18 protein-coding genes are annotated in these 20,697 nt (G+C 65.1%); 12 read left to right on the top strand and 6 right to left on the bottom strand.

Annotation, left to right across the window (positions count from 1 at the left end):
• The first annotated feature begins 5 nt into the window (after positions 1-5).
• From GM910_RS15095 to GM910_RS15065, 7 genes are all read left to right on the top strand, one after another.
• Positions 6-1,103: an ABC transporter ATP-binding protein gene (locus GM910_RS15095; RefSeq protein ID WP_159588622.1), complete on the top strand. Its 1,098-nt coding sequence runs from the start codon at positions 6-8 to the stop codon at positions 1,101-1,103.
• Positions 1,104-1,191: 88 nt separating this feature from the next.
• On the top strand, positions 1,192-2,331 hold the full coding sequence (locus GM910_RS15090; RefSeq protein ID WP_159588620.1) for an anhydro-N-acetylmuramic acid kinase: 1,140 nt from the start codon (positions 1,192-1,194) through the stop codon (positions 2,329-2,331).
• 165 nt (positions 2,332-2,496) lie between these two features.
• Positions 2,497-3,759, top strand: coding sequence for an ABC transporter substrate-binding protein (locus tag GM910_RS15085; protein WP_159588618.1), 1,263 nt, complete (start codon positions 2,497-2,499; stop codon positions 3,757-3,759).
• Positions 3,760-3,863: 104 nt separating this feature from the next.
• The gene (locus tag GM910_RS15080; RefSeq protein WP_159588616.1) at positions 3,864-4,739 is read left to right on the top strand and encodes a carbohydrate ABC transporter permease; all 876 of its coding nucleotides are present in this window, start codon (positions 3,864-3,866) and stop codon (positions 4,737-4,739) included.
• Positions 4,736-5,623 (top strand): carbohydrate ABC transporter permease, encoded by an 888-nt coding sequence (locus GM910_RS15075; RefSeq protein WP_201285512.1) that lies wholly within the window; start codon positions 4,736-4,738, stop codon positions 5,621-5,623. Before GM910_RS15080 ends, GM910_RS15075 begins: the two co-directional genes overlap by 4 nt.
• 29 nt (positions 5,624-5,652) lie before the next feature.
• The gene (locus GM910_RS15070; protein ID WP_159588614.1) at positions 5,653-6,732 is read left to right on the top strand and encodes a LacI family DNA-binding transcriptional regulator; all 1,080 of its coding nucleotides are present in this window, start codon (positions 5,653-5,655) and stop codon (positions 6,730-6,732) included.
• Positions 6,725-8,626 (top strand): glycoside hydrolase family 127 protein, encoded by a 1,902-nt coding sequence (locus GM910_RS15065; RefSeq protein ID WP_159588612.1) that lies wholly within the window; start codon positions 6,725-6,727, stop codon positions 8,624-8,626. Before GM910_RS15070 ends, GM910_RS15065 begins: the two co-directional genes overlap by 8 nt.
• A 132-nt stretch (positions 8,627-8,758) precedes the next feature.
• Here GM910_RS15065 and GM910_RS15060 read toward each other — a convergent pair whose 3' ends face one another.
• Entirely contained in the window at positions 8,759-9,160 is a 402-nt protein-coding gene (locus GM910_RS15060; protein ID WP_159588610.1) for a c-type cytochrome, read from the bottom strand.
• A 595-nt stretch (positions 9,161-9,755) separates the two neighbouring features.
• Here GM910_RS15060 and coxB point away from each other — a divergent pair.
• The 5 genes from coxB to GM910_RS15035 all read left to right on the top strand — a co-directional run bounded on the left by coxB (position 9,756) and on the right by GM910_RS15035 (position 14,249).
• Entirely contained in the window at positions 9,756-10,583 is an 828-nt protein-coding gene (gene coxB / locus GM910_RS15055; protein WP_159588608.1) for a cytochrome c oxidase subunit II, read from the top strand.
• A 66-nt stretch (positions 10,584-10,649) separates the two neighbouring features.
• Complete coding sequence (locus GM910_RS15050) at positions 10,650-12,425, top strand: cbb3-type cytochrome c oxidase subunit I (protein ID WP_159588606.1); 1,776 nt, start codon at positions 10,650-10,652, stop codon at positions 12,423-12,425.
• The gene (locus GM910_RS15045) at positions 12,422-13,129 is read left to right on the top strand and encodes a cytochrome c oxidase subunit 3 (RefSeq protein WP_159588604.1); all 708 of its coding nucleotides are present in this window, start codon (positions 12,422-12,424) and stop codon (positions 13,127-13,129) included. The genes GM910_RS15050 and GM910_RS15045 overlap by 4 nt, the downstream gene beginning before the upstream one ends.
• Before the next feature lie 13 nt (positions 13,130-13,142).
• Positions 13,143-13,865: a heme-copper oxidase subunit III family protein gene (locus tag GM910_RS15040; protein ID WP_159588602.1), complete on the top strand. Its 723-nt coding sequence runs from the start codon at positions 13,143-13,145 to the stop codon at positions 13,863-13,865.
• A 9-nt stretch (positions 13,866-13,874) separates the two neighbouring features.
• A complete protein-coding gene (locus GM910_RS15035) occupies positions 13,875-14,249 on the top strand; it encodes a cytochrome C oxidase subunit IV family protein (RefSeq protein ID WP_159588600.1) in 375 nt (124 codons plus the stop codon).
• A 15-nt stretch (positions 14,250-14,264) separates the two neighbouring features.
• On the opposite strand, the gene GM910_RS15030 is transcribed toward GM910_RS15035, so the two are convergent.
• The 5 genes from GM910_RS15030 to GM910_RS15010 all read right to left on the bottom strand — a co-directional run bounded on the left by GM910_RS15030 (position 14,265) and on the right by GM910_RS15010 (position 20,417).
• On the bottom strand, positions 14,265-15,089 hold the full coding sequence (locus tag GM910_RS15030) for a DUF2189 domain-containing protein (protein ID WP_159588598.1): 825 nt from the start codon (positions 15,087-15,089) through the stop codon (positions 14,265-14,267).
• Positions 15,090-15,241: 152 nt separating this feature from the next.
• Complete coding sequence (locus GM910_RS15025) at positions 15,242-15,892, bottom strand: ThuA domain-containing protein (protein ID WP_159588596.1); 651 nt, start codon at positions 15,890-15,892, stop codon at positions 15,242-15,244.
• 12 nt (positions 15,893-15,904) lie between these two features.
• The gene (locus GM910_RS15020; RefSeq protein WP_159588594.1) at positions 15,905-17,554 is read right to left on the bottom strand and encodes an acyltransferase; all 1,650 of its coding nucleotides are present in this window, start codon (positions 17,552-17,554) and stop codon (positions 15,905-15,907) included.
• On the bottom strand, positions 17,551-18,561 hold the full coding sequence (locus tag GM910_RS15015) for a hydroxyacid dehydrogenase (protein ID WP_159588592.1): 1,011 nt from the start codon (positions 18,559-18,561) through the stop codon (positions 17,551-17,553). Before GM910_RS15015 ends, GM910_RS15020 begins: the two co-directional genes overlap by 4 nt.
• Positions 18,558-20,417, bottom strand: a complete 1,860-nt coding sequence (locus GM910_RS15010; protein ID WP_159588590.1) for a DUF2264 domain-containing protein — start codon at positions 20,415-20,417, stop codon at positions 18,558-18,560. The genes GM910_RS15015 and GM910_RS15010 overlap by 4 nt, the downstream gene beginning before the upstream one ends.
• Positions 20,418-20,697 lie beyond the last annotated feature (280 nt).

Below are 20,697 nucleotides of genomic sequence, written 5' to 3'. Positions count from 1 at the left end.
AGCACATGAGCCATCTCGAACTGAAAAACGTCAGCAAGTCCTTCGGCCCGGTCGGCGTGCTCCACCACGTCGATATCGAGGTGAAGGATAGGGAGTTCGTCGTCTTCGTCGGCCCGTCCGGCTGCGGCAAGTCCACGCTACTGCGCATCATCGCCGGCCTGGAGAAGGCGACCTCGGGCGACGTGGTGCTCGATGGCGAGGTGGTGAACCATCTGGCGGCCGCCGACCGCGGGCTCGCCATGGTGTTCCAGTCCTACGCGCTCTATCCGCATATGAGCGTACGTCAAAACCTCTCCTTCGGGCTGGAGAACACGAAGACGCCGAGAGACAAGATCGAGGCGCGTGTGACCGAGATCGCCCGCATGCTGAGGATCGAGGAGCTTCTGGAGCGCAAGCCGCGGCAGCTCTCCGGCGGTCAGCGCCAGCGCGTGGCGATCGGTCGTGCCATGGTGCGCCGGCCGGGCGTCTTCCTGCTCGACGAGCCGCTGTCGAACCTCGACGCCGAGTTGCGCGTGACGATGCGCGCCGAGCTCGCCGCGCTCCACAAGCGGCTCGACGCCACCATGATCTACGTTACCCACGACCAGACGGAAGCCATGACCCTGGCAGACCGCATCGTCGTCCTGCGCGATGGGCGGGTGGAGCAGATCGGCACGCCGCTCGAACTCTACAACCGCCCGGCCAACCGCTTCGTCGCCGGCTTCATCGGCGCCCCGCACATGAATTTCCTGGAAGGCCGCTTTGCGGGCGGCGAAGCGGGCGCCGCCCGCATCGAGCTCGACGGCGGGCACATGCTGTCGCTGCACATTCCGGCACGACCCAAGGGCGAGCCCATCACCATCGGCGTACGGCCGCACCACATCGAAACGCAGGGCGGGCAGGCGCGCATCCCCGCCACGGTGACCCTGGTCGAAGCGCTCGGCCCCGAGACCATCATCCACGCCGAGGCGGAAGGCCAGCCGCGCATCGTCGCCGCGCTTGCGGGGCAGCGGGGAATCACCAGCGGCGACACGGTTTCGCTTGCGCTCGACGAGCGGTTTCTTCATGCCTTCGATGCCGATGGGAGGCGGGTGGCGGAGGGGGAAGTGGCTGAAGAGATGTGAGTGGGTTTACCCTCACCCCCGCATCGCTCCCGCTGTGAAAAGCCGCTAAGCTCCTCGCCAAAACCCTGCACAAAGGAGAAACGGGAACATGCAGCCAGTGTGGGCCATCGGCCTGATGACCGGGACCGTTCTCGACGGCAATATCGACATCGCGGCGATCAAGACGGATGGCGAACGGATCGAGGCGTTCGGGCCGTGGGCGCTCGCGCCCTACCCCGCCGGGATGCGCGAATTGCTGGCCGAAACGCTGCAGGCTGCCCGCGCGTGGGGCTTCGAGGGGCCGGAGCCGGCGATATTCCGGGAGGCGGAGATTACGCTTAGCGAGGCACAGGCTCATGCGGTGAAGGCGTTTCTGGAAGAGCACGGCTTTCAGCCCGCCGACATCGCGGCGGTGGGTTTTCACGGGCAGACCGTGCTGCATGTTGCGCCCGAAGGCGATCGGCGCGGGCGGACGCGGCAATTGGGCGACGGCGCGCGGATGGCGGCGATCGTCGGCACCGACGTGGTCTACGATTTCCGCTCCGCCGACGTGGCGGCGGGCGGCCATGGGGCACCCCTCGCGCCGATCTACCACAAAGCGATGCTTGAGAAGATCGGCGCGGGGGCCGACACCGCCATCCTCAACCTCGGCGGCGTGGCGAACATCACCTGGTGCGACGGCGAGCGGCTGGTCGCTTTCGACACCGGACCGGCCAACGCCCCGCTCAACGACTGGATCGCCCGGTACGATGCCGGGGCCATGGACCGGGACGGGGAAATCGCCGCCGGCGGCACCGTGGACCAGGAGCGACTGCGGGCGCTCCTGGAGCATCCGTTCCTTGCCGCCCCCTTTCCGAAGTCGCTCGACCGGTTCGACTTTCCAGCCGCGATGGCCGACGGGCTCACGCTTGCCGATGGCGCGGCAACGCTCACGGCCTTCACCGCCGGCGCCGTCGGCAAGGCGCTCGACCTGTTGCCGCGAAGGCCGGAGCGGCTCGTCGTTTGCGGCGGCGGCCGCAGGAACCCGCTCATGATGCGGGAGATCGGCAGGCGGGCCGGCGTGGAGGCGCTACCCGCGGAGAGCGTTGGCCTGCGCGGCGACGCGGTGGAGGCGGAGTGCTTTGCCTATCTGGCGATCCGCTCCCTGCGCGGGCTGCCATACAGTTTTCCGCAGACGACCGGTGTGCGCGCGCCGCAGTCCGGCGGCGTTCTGGCGCCGGCGGCGCCCATCGGCGCCAGCTCCACCTGAACAGCCCCTTCCGAAGGGGCTCGTCTCATGTCACCTTCACAAAAGGAAAAGGTTTTCCTAATTGGCGATATCAGCGGGAGGAGCCGCGGCCAGCGGAAGGGGAGCCTGTTCCTGCCGCGGAGCATGGCGGGCTCCGTGGCCGGTTCCGCGATATGGGAGGAAATAATGAGAGTGTTGAACGCCCGGCGTGTCGGGGCTGCCGTGCTGGCCACGGCGACGGCCGCCTTTATGACCGGCACGGTCTTCGCCCAGGAGATGACCATGTGGGTGCGCGACGGCACCGCAGCCAATGCCGGCAAGGTGCTCGTCGACCTTTGGAACGAGAGCCGCCCGGACAACCGCATCGAACTGACCGTCATCCCCAATCTGCAGATGGTGACCAAGCTCGCCACCAGCATCGCCGCCGGCGAGCCGCCGGACCTGATCTCGCTCGATCTCATCTACATGCCGGACTTCATGAAGGCAGACTCGCTCGTCGACATCTCCGACGAGGCAGCGGAAAATCCTAACTTCGACAAGGTGATCGACGCCTACAAGGACATCTCCTCCTACGAGGGCCGTACCTATGGTACCGGCTTCGCGCCGGACGTCTCGGTCATCGCCTGGAACAAGGACCTGTTCCGCGAGGCCGGCCTCGACCCGGAGAAGCCGCCGCGCACGATCTACGAAATTCACGAGATGGCGAAGAAGATCGCTGCCCTTGGCGACGACACCTACGGCTTCTACTTCGCCGGCTCCTGCCCGGGCTGCAACATCTTCGTCACCTCGCCTTTGATGGTCGCCGGCGGCGCCAAGATACTGCCGCGCGACGGCGAGGACACCGCGCTCGAGGGCGAAGCGGTGAAGGAGGTGCTTCAGGTCTACCGCGACATGTGGACCGAGGGCCTGGTGCCGGAGAGCGCGGAGACGGACAACGGGGCGAATTTCGTCTCCGGTTTCACCAACGGCAATGTCGGTATCGCCGGCACGGGCGGCTTCGTCATTCCTTTGATGGAGTCGGACTTCCCCGACCTCGATTACGGCGTAGCCCTGTTGCCGGGCCTTGAGGAAGGCCAGGTCTCGGGCTTTGTGGGCGGCGACACCATCGCCATCCCGCGCGGCTCCAAGAACGAGGAACTGGCGCGCGAGTTCATCAATTGGGTGCTCACCGACGAGGCCCAATTGGAGGGGCTGGCCAAGAACGGCATCCTGCCCGTGCGCGCCGATCTCGCCACCGACAACAAGTATTTCGCGGACCAGCCGAAGGTGCAGGTGACGGCGGAAGCGCTCAAGGTGGGCTATGTGCCGTGGGTCTTCCATTTCGCCGACATGGTGAATTCGGACGCAAGCCCCTGGATCAACATGTTGCAGCGCGCCGTCTTCGACGGCGAGATCGACGAGGCCATCGAGGAAGCGCGCGAGAGGATGATCGAGATCGCGGGAGAGTAGGGGCACCCGCTTAAGACGTGTTCGGCGAAAGCAGGAAACACGCTGATACCGGCGCCCCGTTGGCGCCGGTATCAAAGAGTCTGAGAACGCAAGAACCGAGACCAATGTACGCCAACTCCAGCAGATATGTCGGGCTCCTGTTCATGACGCCGGCCCTCCTGTTCGTGGCCGTGTTCGTGCTCTATCCGCTGGGGCAGCTCGTCTACACCTCGACGACCGATGCCTCGCTGCTCGGCGGCGGCGAGTTCGTGGGGCTGGAGAATTACGCGAAGGCCTTCTCCGACAAAGGCTTCTGGCGCTCGCTCTGGTTCACGGTCAGCTACACGCTCTACATCACGCCGGTACTGATGGGGCTGGGCTTCCTCGCCGCGCTTCTGACCACCGAAAACACCCGGCTCAAGCAGTTCACACGCGGGGCGATCTTCCTGCCGGTGGTCATCGGCCTTGCCACCTCAAGCTTCATCTGGCTGTGGCTGTTCGATCAGCAGGTGGGCCTGTTCAACAGGCTCTTGGTCGATATCGGCATTCTCGACAAGCCGCTGGTGTGGTTCCGCAAGGCCGAACTCGGCCAGCTCGCCGTCATCATCTCGGTGACGTGGAAGATCGTCGGCTTCGGCATGATCCTGATGGTCGCCGGCATCCAGTCCATCGGTGACGACCTCATCGAGGCGGCGATGATCGACGGCGCCAGCTACTGGCAGCGCGTGCGCCGCATCATCCTGCCGCTCGCCGCCCGCAGCATCCTGCTGGCGACACTCATCAGCGCCATCGGCTCGATGCTCGCCTTCGACCAGTTCTACATCATGACCGGCGGCGCGCCGCGCGGGCAGACTTTCACCTCGGTCTACTGGATTTATCAGAACTCGTTCGTCTACTTCAAACTCGGCTACGGCAGCGCGCTGTCGCTCATCCTGATGGTGATCATCATGGCGGGTGCGGCGGTCCAGATCGCGCTGACCAGCCGGAAAGGGTCCTCGTGAGCGACATCCCCCTCGAAAGAGGCGCCATCGGCGTCTCCACCCGCAGGGTCGGCACCAGATTGCCGGCGCGGGTGATCGTGGCGCTGATCTGCTGGCTGGTGATCGCCATCATGGCCTGGCCGCTGGTGATGTCCTTCCTCGCCTCCTTCAAGCCGGAGGCGGAGGTGGCCGCCGTGCCACCGGACTACCTGCCGCATTCCTTCAGCCTGCAAAGCTATCTGAAGGTCTACGGATACCAGGCCGGGCTCCCCACCTATCTGTTCAACTCCTTCATGGTGGCCTTCCTGACCATCGTCTTCTGCCTCGTCCTTGCCGTGCCGGCGGGCTACGGGCTTGCCCGCTTCCATGTGCCGTTCAAGGAGGTGCTGTTCCTCGTCCTGCTCGCCAGCATGATGATCCCCTATCAGGCGCTTTTGACGCCGCTCTTCCTGATGTTCACCAAGCTGGGACTGACCAACAACCATGTCGGCCTGGCGATCATCCACACGATCCTCCAACTGCCCTTCAGCGTCTACGTGATGCGCAACGCCTTCGAGGGCATCCCGCGCGAACTGGAGGAAGCGGCGATAGTCGACGGGTGCAGCCCCTTGCAGATCCTCGGCCGCATCTTCATGCCGCTGGCGATGCCCGGCATGGTAACGGTCTCGCTGTTCGCCTTCATCATGAGCTGGAACGAGTTCCTCGCCGCCCTCATCTTCATGAGCAAGGAGACCGCCTTCACGCTGCCGGTGTTGCTCACCGGCGTGATCGACAGCTTCTACGGCTCCGTCTCCTGGGGCCCGCTACAGGCGGGCGTCGTCGTCTCCGTCATCCCCTGCATCGCCATCTACTTCCTCCTGCAGCGCTACTACGTCTCCGGTTTCCTGAGCGGCGCGGTGAAATAGGCGCCGCAATGGGAGATCGAGCCAGCCCCATGGACCGCGACCCAGAAGACGGCCGCCAGCAGCGCCGGGAGGGGCCCACCATCCGCGACGTGGCGCGTATGGCCAACGTCAGCATCGGCACGGTCTCCAAGGCGCTCAACAACAACGGCAGCCTGAAGGCCGAGACGCGGGAGCGCATCGTCGCCGCGGCCAACGCGCTCGGCTTCCGCCCCAACAGCCTGGCCCAGAGCCTGCACCGGCGGCACAGCTTTACCGTCGGGCTGATCTCCAACGACAGCTTCGGCCGCTTCACCATGCCGATCGCCGAGGGCCTGGAGGCCTGCCTGGCGGACCGGCAGATCGCTGTCTTCATGTGCAATGCCACCGACGACCCGGAGCGCGAGCGCCAGCATGTGGAGCAGCTTCTGGGCAAGCGGGTCGATGGCGTTGTGGTCACCGCGCGCCGCGCCGACCGCCGGCCGGGGCTCGACGGCGCGCTGCGCGGACTGCCGGTCATCTACGTGTTCTCCCAGTCGGACGACCCCGATGCCGTGTGCCTGCTGCCGGATGACGAGGGCGGTGCACGCATGGCGGTCGAGCATCTGATCGGGCTCGGGCGCAAGCGCATCGCCCACATCACCGGGCCGGAGCGCTTCGAGGCTGTGCGCCTGCGCCGCGACGGATATCGTCAGGCGCTGGCGGCAGCGGGGCTTGCGGAAGGGCAAGGCTACTACCTGAGCGGCGAATGGTCGGAGAAATGGGGCTACGACGCGGCAGCGCGGCTCTTCGCCCCCGGCCGCCAGCCGCCGGACGCACTTTTCTGCGGCAACGACCAGATCGCCCGCGGCGCCGCCGACGCGCTGCGCGAGCGCGGCATTGCCGTGCCCGAGGACGTCGCCATCGTCGGCTTCGACAACTGGAACGTGATGACCGAAGCAAGCCGCCCGCCGCTCACCAGCGTCGACCTCAATCTCCGCGCGCTCGGCCGTGAAGCCGGCCGCCGCCTGATCGCCATGATCGACGGTGCGCCGATGCGGGGCGTCAGCCGCCTGCCATGCACGCTGGTGATCCGCCAATCCTGCGGCGCTAGTGGTGTGATCACTCAAACGGGAACGGAAGACCATGCGTAAATACACACCGGCCAGATTCACGGATGTCAAACTCACCGGCACCTTCTGGCGCGAGCGGCTCGACACGGTGCTCGCCCGCACCGTGCCCAGTCAGCACCGCCAGTTGGCCGCGCACGGCATCCTTGAATCGCTGAAGCTGCCGAAGCCCGTGCCCCCCGTCTCCATCCCGCCTAACCGGCACAATTTCACCACGCAGATCTTCTGGGATTCGGATGTCGGCAAGTGGATCGAGGTGGCAAGCTACGCGCTCGCCCACAAGCGCGATGCCGAGATCGAGGCGCGGATCGACGCCATCGTCGAGGACTTGGCCAAGGCCCAGCTTCCCGACGGCTACCTGAACTGCTGGTATATCCAGCGCGAATTGGAGAACCGCTGGACCAACCTCAGGGACAATCACGAGCTCTATAATGCCGGCCATCTGCTGGAGGGCGCCATCGCCTACTACCAGGCGACCGGCCGCCGCCGCTTCCTCGACATCATGGAGCGCTATCTCGACCACATCGCCGATGTCTTCGGCACCGGCCCCGGCCAGAAGCGCGGCTATCCCGGCCACCCGGAGATCGAGCTGGCGCTGGTCAAGCTCTACCACCTGACGGGCGACAAGCGCCGCCTCGACCTTGCCGCCTACTTCATCAACGAGCGGGGAGCCGAGCCGAACTATTTCGACGTCGAGGCCGAAGCGCGCGGCGACAACCACTACTGGGCGGGAACGCACGAATACTCACAGTCGCACAAGCCGGTGCGCGAACAGGACAAGGCCGTCGGCCACGCCGTGCGCGCCATGTATCTCTATACGGCCATGGCCGATCTCGCCGCCGAGCTCGATGACGCGGCGCTGAAAAAGGCCTGCGAGCGGCTGTGGGAAGACATCACCACCAAGCGGATGTACGTGACCGCCGGCGTCGGCCCCTCCGCCCACAACGAGGGCTTCACCAAGGACTACGACCTGCCGAACGACACGGCCTACGCGGAGACCTGCGCCTCCGTCGCCCTCATCCTGTGGGCGCAGCGCATGCTCAACCTCGACCTCGAAGGCAAATACGCCGACACGCTCGAACTCGCCCTCTTCAACGGCGCCCTGACGGGGCTGAGCCGCGACGGCGAGCACTATTTCTACGACAACCCGCTGGAAAGCGACGGCAGCCACACGCGCTGGACCTGGCATCCCTGCCCGTGCTGCACCATGAACGCCTCGCGCCTGATCGCCTCCGTCAGTGGCTATTTCTACGCCACCAGTGCGGACTCCCTCATCGTGCACCTTTACGGCGGCACCGAGACCACGCTCGATGTTGCGGGCACCAGGGTCGGCGTCGTGGAGGAAAGCGGCTACCCCTGGTCCGGCGCCGTCTCCATCACGCTCGCCCCGGAAGCCGAGGCCGAATTCGGCGTCAAGCTGCGCATCCCCGGCTGGGCGCGCGGGGCGCGGGCGAAGGTGAACGGCGAGGCGGTCGATGTCGCGACGAACACCGTCAACGGCTATCTCGACATCCGCCGACGCTGGGCCAAGGGCGATCGTGTCGAACTCGACCTGCCCATGCAGCCCGAACGCATCTACGCCAACCCGCAGGTTACCGCCGATTTTGGGCGCGTGGCGCTGAAGCGCGGACCGCTGGTCTATTGCCTGGAGCATGCCGACAACCCCGGCATCCCCGTCCGGCAGACGCGCCTGCCGCGCGGCGCAGAGGTGCGGGCAGCGGCGCGGGAAGACCTCTTCGACGGCGTGACGCTGCTCACCGCCGAGGGGAAGGCCATCGACGGCAGCGACTGGCACGGCACGCTCTACCGCACCGATCCGCCCGATGAATGGCCGGCAACGCTGACGGCCATTCCGTATTTCCTCTGGAACAACCGCGGACCCGGGCCGATGCAGGTGTGGATCGGGGAGGAAGCATAGACTACAACGCCGTGCTTTCCGAAAATCGATTCAAATTCTCGGGCCGATGCGCTAGGCGGAGCGGGTTGTCGGGAGATGCCGGCACCCGTCGTGGCACCAGCAGCTCCGTTTTGGCCCCGCCCCTGCCGCGATTCAAGGCTTGGGATCTGCCTGCAGATAGGCAATCACGTTGGCGAGGTCCTCGTCGTTCTTGAGGCCGGCAAAAGCCATTTTGCCCTTCGGAACGACAGCCTTGGGATCGCGCAGATAGGCGGTCAGGTTCTCCTCGTCCCACACGAGCCCCTCCTCGCCTAATTCCTTCATATTCGGGGAGTAGCGCGACTGGAACGATTCCAACGTGCCGGCGGTGCGGCCGAAGACGCCGAGCAGGGACGGGCCGACCTTGTTTCTGTCCGTCTCCGCCTCGTGGCAGGCCCGGCACTTGTTGAATACCGTCTTTCCGGCGGCCGGGTCGCCCTCCTGGGCCAGTGCCGGAATCGGGGCCAGCAGAGCGATGGCAAGGCCAATCCGAACGCCTCGGGATATCGATTTCATGAGGAACCTCCTCCCTCTCGCTCGCCGGCACGCATCCAGCGGCGCAATCGCCTCCCCATGCGTTTATCCTGTTGCCCCTCCCCGGCCCCAACAATGGGCAAATTGTCGCAGGCTCCTGTGACATAAAGCCGCAAATCCGGCAACCAAGCGGCGCGGCCCGCCGCTTCAAACGGGAATGAGGCCGAAGCCGATCAACAGCAGTATTACCACAGAAAGCGCGACCAAGAACGAGGTTTTGGCGTCCATCGCACGACCTCCCGGACGAAATCGGAGGCATCTCGGCAACATCCGAATATGCCGGCCTGCCTCATTTTCCACAGGTTACAGAAGAACAACCGCCGGCGCCAGCCTTGTGCAGCAGCGTGTTACACGTACGGTCTCTAAAAAGGGATGAGAAGACGCAAGTTAAGCCAAGTCGGCCGGCAAGGCGCCGGCAGAAAAAGCTGAAGAAAGCTCCGTCGCTCAGGGCATCGAAACCTTTCGACCAACCGGAGGTGCGCCGGCCGGCTCTGGATATTCACAGCCGTTTCAGGCTAGTATGCCGCCGGCTTCCTGAGGGAGGAGAGGTTCTCCAGGAGGCCGGGAGGGACGGAGAATGGCCGTCGCGCTGATACTCGTTCTTGTGGTCCTGGGCTCGATATTGTTCCATATCTTGAGCCCATGGTGGTGGACGCCTATTGCGTCCAACTGGGGCTATATCGACGATACGCTCATCATCACCTTCTGGATTACCGGCGCCGTCTTTAGCGCGGTGATCCTGTTCATGGCCTATTGCGTCTTCCGTTTCCGCCACAAGGAAGGCGCCAAGGCGGCCTACCAGCCGGAGAGCAAGAGGCTGGAATGGTGGCTCACCGTGGTGACGGCGGTGGGTGTGGCGGCGATGCTGGCGCCAGGCCTCTACGTCTGGTCGCAGTTCGTCACCGTTCCCGACGAGGCAACCGAGGTTGAGGTGGTGGGGCAGCAGTGGCAGTGGAACTTCCGGCTGCCCGGCGAGGACGGCAAGCTCGGCAAGTCCCACAACCGGCTCGTTACCTTCGAGAACCCGCTGGGCATCGATCCTGAAGACCCCGCCGGCCAGGACGACATCGTCATCGAAGCGGCCGACCTGCACCTGCCCATCGATAAGCCGGTGAAGATGCTGCTGCGCTCGATCGACGTGCTGCATGATTTCTACGTGCCCGAGTTCCGCGCCAAGATGGACATGGTGCCGGGCATGGTCACCTATTTCTGGTTCACACCGACAAGGACGGGGACGTTTGAGGTGCTGTGCGCGGAGCTGTGCGGCACCGGGCACAGCTATATGCGCGGCATGGTCGCCGTGGAGACGGAGGAGGACTACCTGGCCTGGCTCGAGGGACAATCCACCTTCGCCGACCTTTCCGCCCCGCAGAAACTCGGCGCGGCCGAGGAGGCCGGGCCGTGAGATGAGACAGGAGACGGTTTAACCGGCACGTTCCGGCGCGGCCGGGAGGCCTAAGGAGGTGAAGCGATGGTCGATGCCACACCTCGCATGGAACGGGACATCCCGCCTGCGGAAGTCCCCGAGCTTGAGCTCTATCATCCGAAGAGCTGGTGGACGACCTATGTCTTCTCGCAGGACGCCAAGGTCATCGCCATCCAGTATTCCGGCACCGCGGTCGCCATCGGCCTGGTAGCGCTGGTGCTTTCCTGGCTGATGCGGCTGCAACTCGGCTTTCCCGGTACCTTCAGCTTCATCACGCCGGAGGCCTACTACCAGTTCATCACCATGCACGGCATGATCATGGTGATCTACCTCCTGACCGCGCTCTTTCTCGGCGGTTTCGGCAATTATCTCATACCGCTCATGGTCGGCGCTCGGGACATGGTCTTCCCCTACGTCAACATGCTGAGCTTCTGGGTCTATCTGCTGGCGGTCCTCGTTCTGGTGGCGAGCTTCTTCGTGCCCGGCGGGCCGACAGGGGCGGGCTGGACGCTCTACCCGCCGCAGGCGATCCTCGGTGGCACGCCCGGCGGCCAGAGTTGGGGCATCATCCTGATGCTGGTATCGCTGATCCTCTTCATCATCGGCTTCACCATGGGAGGGTTGAACTATGCGGTGACTGTGATCCAGGGCCGCACGCGCGGTATGACGTTGATGCGCATGCCGCTGACCGTCTGGGGCATCTTCACCGCCACGGTGATGGCACTGCTCGCCTTCCCGGCCCTTTTCGTGGCCTGCGTGATGATGCTGTTCGATCGGGTGCTCGGCACGTCGTTCTTCATGCCGGCGCTCGTCGAGATGGGCGAGCAGTTGAGCTACGGCGGCGGCAGCCCGATCCTATTCCAGCACCTGTTCTGGTTCTTCGGCCACCCGGAGGTCTACATCGTCGCGCTCCCGGCATTCGGCATCGTCTCGGACCTGATCTCGACCCATGCCCGCAAGAATATCTTCGGCTACCGTATGATGGTCTGGGCGATCGTCATCATCGGCGCGCTCTCCTTCATCGTGTGGGCGCACCACATGTACGTCTCCGGCATGCATCCATGGTTCGGCTTCTTCTTCGCCACCACGACGCTGATCATCGCAGTGCCCACGGCCATCAAGGTCTACAACTGGGTGCTGACGCTCTGGCGTGGCGACATCCATCTCACCTTGCCGATGCTGTTCGCGCTCGCCTTTATCGTCACCTTCGTCAATGGCGGGCTGACGGGGCTTTTCCTCGGCAACGTGGTGGTCGACGTGCCCTTGTCCGACACGATGTTCGTGGTCGCCCACTTCCACATGGTGATGGGGGTTGCACCGATCATGGTGATCTTCGGCGCCATCTATCACTGGTATCCGAAGATCACCGGGCGCATGCTCGAAGATTGGATGGGCAAGTTCCACTTCTGGGTCACCTTCGTCGGCGCCTACGCGATCTTCTTCCCCATGCACTATGTGGGGCTCGTCGGCGTGCCGCGGCGCTATCCCGAGATCGGCGAGGCGGCCTTCATGACTGCGCCGGTGGGCAACCTCAACGCCTTCATCTCAGTGGCGGCCCTGGTCGTCGGCTTCGCGCAGATGGTGTTCCTGTTCAATCTCGTCTGGAGCCTGCGCTTCGGCAAGGAGGCCGGCCCCAACCCCTGGCGCGCCACGAGCCTGGAATGGCAGACGCCCATCACCCCTCCGCCGCACGGCAACTGGGGCGACGAGCGGCCGGTGGTCTACCGCTGGGCCTATGACTACTCGGTCCCCGGCGCGCCGGAGGATTTCATCCCCCAGAATGATCCGTGGCCGGAGAAAGCGGCAGCGAGGCCCGCATGAGCGTCGTTCTCGTCTTTCTGGCTGTGGTGATCGGCTTCTCCTTCTGGTGGCTCTTTCACCAGAAGGTGATGGAGAAGCCATGGCTGGAGCACGGCGTGCGCACCGCCCTACCGGAGACCGACGTTTCGGGCATGCCCACGGCCAAGGTCGCGCTGGCCGTCTTCCTCGCCGTCGTCGGCAGCCTCTTCGCGCTATTCGCCAGCGCCTATTTCATGCGCATGGACTATGCCGACTGGCAGGCGCCACCGCTCCCCCGCATCCTGTGGGTCAACACGGCGATCCTTATCCTTGCCAGCGTCGCCCTTTCCTGCGCCGTGCGCGCGGCACGCGAGCGCCGCCGGGAGATAACGCGCCTTGCGCTGGTGACCGCGGCGCTTGCCACATTCGTCTTCCTGGCCGGCCAGGTGACGGCGTGGCGGGAGCTGGCGGCTGGCGGGCACTATCTGGATGTGAACCCGGCCAACGGCTTCTTCTATCTGATGACCGGCGTGCACGGGCTGCACATCCTGGGCGGCCTCGTCGCTCTCGGGCGGACCATAGTGAAGGCATGGGACGATGGCGTGGCGGCGGAGCAGTTGCGCCTCGGCGTCGAACTGTGCGCCGCCTATTGGCACTTCCTGCTCCTCGTCTGGCTTGGCGTCTTCGTCCTCCTGGCCGGCTGGGCCGGGGACCTGCTCGCGCTCTGCCGGCAGATACTGACGTAAAGGGGAAACGAAGATGGGCGAGACCACGCTGAACGGCTTCGGAGCCAAGCCTGCCCGCCCGAGCGGCATACGCGGTGTGGCCACCGACTGGGCGTCGGATCAGCGCGCCTTCAAGAGCGCCTCTTGGGGGAAGGCCATGATGTGGATCTTCCTCCTGTCCGACACCTTTATCTTCTCCTGCTTCCTGCTCGCCTACATGACGGCGCGCAGTTCGACCACGGTGCCGTGGCCCAATGCCAGCGAGGTTTTCGCGCTGCATATGTTTGGCGCCGACATCCCGCTGATCCTGATCGCCATCATGACCTTCGTGCTGATCTCGTCCAGCGGCACCATGGCGATGGCGGTCAACTTCGCCTACCGGAAGAACAAGGGCGCGACGGTGGCACTCCTGCTTGCCACGGCGGCACTCGGTGCCACCTTCGTCGGCATGCAGGCCTTCGAGTGGACGAAGCTCATCACCGAGGGCGTCCGTCCGTGGGGCAATCCGTGGGGCGCACCGCAGTTCGGCGCCACCTTCTTCATGATCACCGGCTTCCACGGCACGCATGTCAGCTTCGGCGTCCTCTTCCTGCTCATCGTCGCCCGCAAGGTCTGGCGCGGCGAATACGATCGCGGCGACCGCGGCTTCTTCACGAGCCGCCCCGGCGACTACGAGCACGTGGAGACCATGGGCCTTTACTGGCACTTCGTCGATCTCGTCTGGGTTTTCATCTTCGCTTTCTTCTATCTGTGGTGAGGAACGGTCATGGCTTCCCACGCGGAACAACCCCATCGGAAATACTCGCAGACCGCCATTGCGGAGCATGCCGAAGGCCAGCAGCACCCGATCCGCATCTATCTCGTCGTCTGGTTCTGGCTGTTCGTCCTGAGCGCCTGTTCCTATCTCGTCGACTATGTCGGCTTCGAAGGCTATCTGCGCTGGAGCCTGATCCTCACCTTCATGATCCTGAAGGCAGGGCTGATCGTGGCGGTGTTCATGCACATGGTATGGGAACGGCTGGCGCTGGTTTACGCCATCCTGCTGCCGCCGATCGCCGTCCTCGTGTTCGTCGCCATCATGGCGATCGAATCCGACTATACCGCGCTCACGCGCATGACGTCGTTCGTTGGTGGGGGGTGAGGGGCAGAAGCGCCCCTACTCCTCGGACCGCCGCTTCCTGACCCCCGGCGCTATCACCGTCTTGCGGTAGAGGTGCCATGTCGAATGCCCGAGCACCGGGATGACCACGGCGAGGCCGACGAAGAACGGCAAGGAGCCGATCACCAGAAGCGCCGCAACGATCAAGCCCCAGAAAAGCACCGGAAGCGGGTTGGCCAGCATGACGCGTGCCGAGGTCTGGATAGCCGAGTAGGCGCCAACGTCCCGGTCGAGCAGCAGGGGGAAAGCCACCGATGTGGTGCTGAGCACGACAAGGGCGAAGATAAAGCCGATCCCGTTGCCGAGGAGAAGCAGGGCCCAGCCCTGCTGCGTGGTCAGGACCTCGCGTACGAAGCCGATGAACGATTCCGGCAAGGTGGGCCCGTAAATCCAGGCGTAGAGCGCCTGGGCGGTGAAAATCCACACCAGGAAGATGACCATGAGGATGGCGCCGACGGCGACCATGGAGGGAATCGCCGGCGAGCGCAGCACCTCGAAAGCGTGCCGCCAGGACGTATCCATGTCGAGCTCGCGGCGCCGGCTGATCTCGTAAAGGCCGATGGCCGCGAACGGCCCGAGAAGGGCAAAACCGGCGATGAGGGGAAAGATGAGTTGCAGCGCATGGCCGCTCGATGCCCACGTGATCAGGATAATTCCGACAATAGGATAGATCAGGCACAGGAAAACGTAGTGGGAGGGCTTCTCCCAAAAATCGTCCAGGCCGCGGCGAAGAACATCGACTATGTCCGCAAAATCGACTGTACGGACCTTGGGATGCGCAATCGTCTTCTGGGCGCCTGCAAGAACATGAAAACCTGCCATAACCTTCCTCCCTCCATCGGGTCCGGTATGGCTGCGGCGCACGTAGCCTGACGATGGCCGGTTACGTGAAACCGCAACCCTTGCCGTAGACCGATAGTACTATGGTAGCGTCGAGTTGTCGCTCACTTTTCCGGGAGGGTTGTGGAGACTTCCTAGCGCGCCGCCCATAAAAGCCCGCGTTGCAGGATTGTGCGCACCTCGGGGATTTCCAGTTCGTCCGCCGTATGGCCGAGGGAGGAATAGAACACCCTTCCCGTCCCGTGCGTCGTGGTGAACACCACGGGCATCACCACGCCCTTGCGCCAGGGATGGTGCGCACCGGAGAAGGTGGTGGTGGCGAGCACCTCGATCGCCGGATCGTAATGAAGGTAATACTGCTCCGAGGTGTGCTCGAAGCTTTCGATGCCGGCCATGATCGGGTGGCCCGGCTTGGTGACGTCGACACGGTAGGTGATGATGTTGCCGGGGTGGGCAACCCAATAGCAGCCGGCAGCGTAGCGGAACGGCACACAGTCGCGGAAGCTGGTGGCGAGCCCCATATGATAGCCGGCCAGGCCAGTGCCGGCGCGGACCGCCGCCGTCAGGCGCTCTCCTTTCTCGCGGCTGAGCGTGCCGCCGGTGACGACGGGCACGACAAGGTCGTAGGTGCCGATATCCTCTGCGCCAAGCGCATCGTAGTCCTCGGTGAGGGTCACCGCGAAATGCTCCGCTGCAAGCAGGTCGCACACCGTTTCGGCGCCGCGCTTTGGCGTGTGCAGCTCCATACCGCCATAGACGACGAGGGCTTTTCGCTGAGTGGTCATGGGCGGGTTCTCCTATAGTCCGAGGCCGACAGGGTGCGTACGGTGCACGCCCTTCGGCACGAAGGGGAAGGCCTCCGCGAGGCCCAGGAGGCCGGCGGAAAGATGCAGCACCGACAGCCACATCTCCGTACCTTGCAGGCTGCCCAGCTGGCCGTCCGCGAAGGCGAAGCCCTCGCCTGGCCGCCAGCGCTCCGCTGCACGCAGGATGACGGCCTCGGCGATCGCTTCGGCTTCTCCGCGACGGTGGTCCGTCTGCTTGAGACAGAGCCGAAGCGGGTGGATGGTGTCGAGCAGGTTGCAGGCTGTGTAGGCCGGGCCGGAGAAACCGCCGTGATTGCGATGGTTCGTCAGGACCGACTCGATCGCCGCCTCCGGCCACGGCACCGGCAATCCGAACTGAGCGTGAGCTCCGCGCGTGAGGCGGTAGAACCCGTTGACGGGTTGCAGGAGGCCGTCGGCGGTTGCGCTGCCCCACAGACCGGTGGCGCGGTCGACGTTCATCGCCAACCAGCCGAACAGCACCTCACGGGCGCGGCCGGTGGTGAAATAACGGGCGTTGAAATAGAGCGCGGTCGCTATGGCGTCGACATGGGCGCCGGCGGACCACGCGCGCGCCTTCCACGGCAGACTTTCGAGCCAGGCGCACAGCGCGGGGGCATCGACCTCGACCGCGGAGACGGGGTGGAGCGGCCGGGCGCCCAGCACTTCGAGCGCATAGCCGACGGCGAGGACGTTGTAGAGTGCAAGCCCGTCGTCGCGCAGGGCCCTGCCCGGCTCCGGCGGGCGATAGGGGTCCGGGAAGAGACCGGTGGTCCGATCCTGCACGGACTGGAGGCGCTCGATGGTCTTGCCGGCGTCGAGATGCTCCGATAGCGCGTCGAAGCCGGCGGCGATCTCGATGGCGTCGCACAAGTGCCGGATGCTCATGCGCGCGGTGCCATCGGCCTCCGGCGAGAGGTAGCCTTCGGCGGTGCGGTACTTCGCCAGTACAGCCGGCCATTCGGCAGCGGCGGTACGTCCTATCTTTTCAAGGGCCGTCTCCGCTGCACCGCGGCGGGAGCGGACGCCAGGATCGCCGCGGCGGCGCACGACTTTTGCTGGAACGCCGGCGACGACGGCCATTTCCGGCACGTCCTTCGTCACCACGGCACCGGCGGCAATCACCGCACCACGACGAACCGTGACGCCGTCGACGATGACAGCATTGGCGCCGATCCACACATCGTCCTCGATAACGATACCCAGCGTCTCGTGCGGTTGGGTATGGATCGGGCGGTCGGGATCGTCGAAGCCATGGTTGAAGCCGACGATGGAGACGAGGGAGGCGATGCGCACGCCGTCGCCGCAGACGACCTTGCCGGAGATGCAGGCATAGGGATTGACCGTGCAGTGGGCGCCGAATTCGACGTCGCCGCGCACCAGCGCATGGCCGGCGATCCAGGCGTGTTCTCCGAGGACAAAGCGATCGGTGAAGATGCGCGCCTCGGCCGCCACGTAAGCCGTGTCGGCGATGCTGGCGCCGGCGTCGCGCACGAGCCTTTTCTTGCGGGCGCGGTGCGCGGGGCTGTCGATATCGGCCGGCGTGCGCTCCCAGGTGAGGAACTGCAGGCGCGCCTCGTGCTCCTGCGCCGCCTCGCCGGGAACACGCTCGGCCTCACTCATGCCAGCCGCTCCAGGATGTGCGGCTCGATCGCGTAGAGGAGCGGTTCGCCGGCGACGAAGCGCTCGATCTCCTCGACGACCATCTGGCCGAGCCGTAGACGCTCAAGCCCGGCCGCGCCCGCCACGTGCGGCGTGAGGAAGACGTTGGGGAGTGTGTAGAAGGGAGAGCCGCGCGGCGGGATCTCCGGGTCCGTGACATCGATCACCGCCTGGATGCGGCCGGTCTCGAGTTCCGCGAGAAGGGCGGCCTCGTCGACTAGCGCGCCGCGCGCCGTGTTGATGAAGGTGGCGCCGTCTCGCATCAGCTTCAATTCGCGCGCGCCGATCATCTGGTGGGTGGCGGCAAGCGAGGGGGCGTGGAGGGAGACGATGTCGGCACGAGCGAGGAGGTCGTCGAGATCAGTGATCTCGGCGAGGCGGGCGACAGGATCGGTACCATCGACATAGGGATCGGCCAGGAGCACCTCGACCTCCAGCATCTCGAGGAGAGCGGCCACCTTGCGCCCGATGCGCGAAGCGCCGACGAGGCCGACCGTGCGGCGATAGTTGCCGATCGGCTCATCCATCAGCTCCCAGACGGAGCGGCGGGAAGGGTCGGCGCAGTAGAGATCGCGCAGGCCGAAGATGCGCTTGTTTGCAAAGATGATGGCGGCGAGCGTGAATTCGGCGACCGGCACGGCGTTGGCTTCCGCCGCGTGGGTGACGGCGACGCCGGCCTCGAAGACGGCGGGGTCGAGCGTGTATTTGACGGTTCCCGCAGCGTGGGCGACGAGGCGGAGATCGGGCATTGCCGCCAGCACCTCGGTCGAAACGAAGGGGCAGCCCCAGCCGGTCACCAGGATTTCCGTCTGCCGCAGGAGGTCGCGCGCGGCATTGCTGGAGAATTCCTCCAGCGGAGCCGTGGAGAGGACATCGCAGCTTTGGCCGAGCCGGGCGAGCAGACGCTCGTCGAAGACGTGCCGCGTCCTGCTCGGCGCCATGGCGAAGACGAGTTTCGGCCGCATCAAAATCTCTCCAGCACCTGGATGGCACTGACTTCGATGCCCTCGCTGGCGAAAAGGCGCTCGAGCGCGGCGAGGTCGGGCGGTGGGGGTGGACTGGCGAGTGCGGCCTCGGTGTCACCGCCCGCAGGCAGCGCCATCGCCGCCGTCACGAGCAGGGTGGTGCCGGCAGGTATCTCCCCCCGCAACTGCGGCACGATGGTCTTGGCGGAAATCAGATTGGTGTTGGGCATCGCGCGGTGCGCACGTCCGACCCGCTTTGCCCCCTCCGAAAGATCGAGGATGACACTCAGGTCCGTGGTGGAGCGGGCGAGCGCCATGCCCTCGCCCTCCTCGCGGATATCGGCGTCGAGGTCGGCGCGGGCAATGGCGAAACCGCCCTCGGTGGCATTGAGCGGCCGCGGCGTTTCAATTCGGTGAACGCGGATATGCCAGGGATTGGCCGGCACCAGCCAGGTTTCGACCGTCACATCACCCCATGGTTTCCATTTGCCGTAGAGGGTATCGCCGGCGATCAGCGCCGCTTCGTTGCTCTCGCGCACGCGATAGTGCCGGCCATCGTCGGAAAGGCCGATCATGCCGTCGAAGGCGGCGTTGGCATAGGCGCGCTCATCGCTCTCGACCGAGAAGCCGTAACGCGAGGAATAGGCGAACTTGGCGTATTTCTCGGCGCCGAAGCGCATCTGGTAGTTCTGCTGGCCGGAGGAAAGCGCCACCACGTTACCGGGCGTGTGCATCATCACCATGCCCGGATGCTTGAGCGGCACCGGCTCCCGCCGGGTGACGGCGGGGGCTTCCTCCGCCTGCCAGAACGGGTGGCTCTCGGGTAGAGCCAGGGGGAGAAAAGCCTTCAGCGCCCAATAGGGGGAGCCGGCGGAGTTGTAGTTTTCGCTCATAAGAAGGTTCGGATAGCCATAGCCGACCGACAGCACGCCGTCGCGGTCGGCTATGGGATGCCGTGCCCACCAGCGCAGGTGGCGCATATACTGGCCCTTGATCTCGGCCCAGGGCAGCGCCTCCAGATCGGCGAAGGCATACGCGCCCCAGATGCCGGCGCAGGCGAAGCGGTAGGTGAGGCTGCGGCCAAAGGCGAGCGCGCCGCCGTCCTCGTCGTACCAGTGGCGGATATCGCGGGCGAATTGTTCGGCCCGCGCGCGGTAGCGGGCGGTGCGTTCCCCGTCGCCCTTGGCAAGCCTGGCATAGATCAGGCCGTAGAAGTGCATGGCGAAGGGGATGTAATGGTCGATGCGGCGCACATTCCCATCGCGGTACCAGCCGTCGCCGAGATAGAAGCCGTCGAGTTCCTCGAGGTATCTTTCCGTCAGCTCGCGGTCGAAGCCGACGCCCACCTCTTCCAGCCCGAGATCGACGAGGATGCGGAAGAACTTCCAGTTGTTGTCGGCATAGTCGAAGCGGCGGATATGCGTCAGATAGGCGGCGACGTTCTTCTTCGCCCGCTCAGGAAGCGGCTCCCAGACGAGATGGGGCACCATCTTCAGCGTGAAGCCGATTGCCGCCATCTCGACCATGCGCTGGTCCCTGTCGTTCACCTCGCCCCAGTATTCGGGGTGATCTGGGTCCATGCCGTTGGCAAGGCCTTCGCGATAGAGCGCCCAATGGTCGAAACGGCCACCGCCGGCGGCCAGCGGAGCAAGCCCCCAGAGCGGGCGGGCGAAGCCTTCGACATCCGCTGCGATGCGGTCGAAATGGGCGGCCGAAGCGGTGAGGCGAACGCGGGCGCCGCCTTTGGAGAAGAACGGCAGCAACGGATTGAACAGGTCGTGCAGTGCCTTTTCGACATCGGCGCGGGTCTTCAGCGGGTTGCCGGCGAGCGGATTGGCGCTTGAGGGATCGTAGGTCATGGGCGGGTGCAAGTCCTGGAAGGGAGAGTGTGCCGTGCGATCGGAGAGGTTGACGCCCTTTCGCGCCCCCCTCTGTCCTGCCGGACATCTCCCCCACAAGGGGGGAGATCGGCCGTAATGACGGGTTTCGCCAACCGGCTACGTCGCAGAATAGGTGCCCGAGCAAGCGGCCGGAGCAATCTCCCCCCTCGTGGGGGAGATGTCCGGCAGGACAGAGCGACTGTCTTGGCTGTCAAGTGTTTTGCGCGCGCCATGGTTGTCCTGTCCGGAGTATTGCGTT

Origin of the sequence: Chelativorans xinjiangensis (assembly GCF_009812055.1) — a bacterium.
Classification (GTDB): Bacteria; Pseudomonadota; Alphaproteobacteria; order Rhizobiales; family Rhizobiaceae; genus Chelativorans; species Chelativorans xinjiangense.
This window is presented reverse-complemented; position numbering and strand designations above follow the sequence as displayed.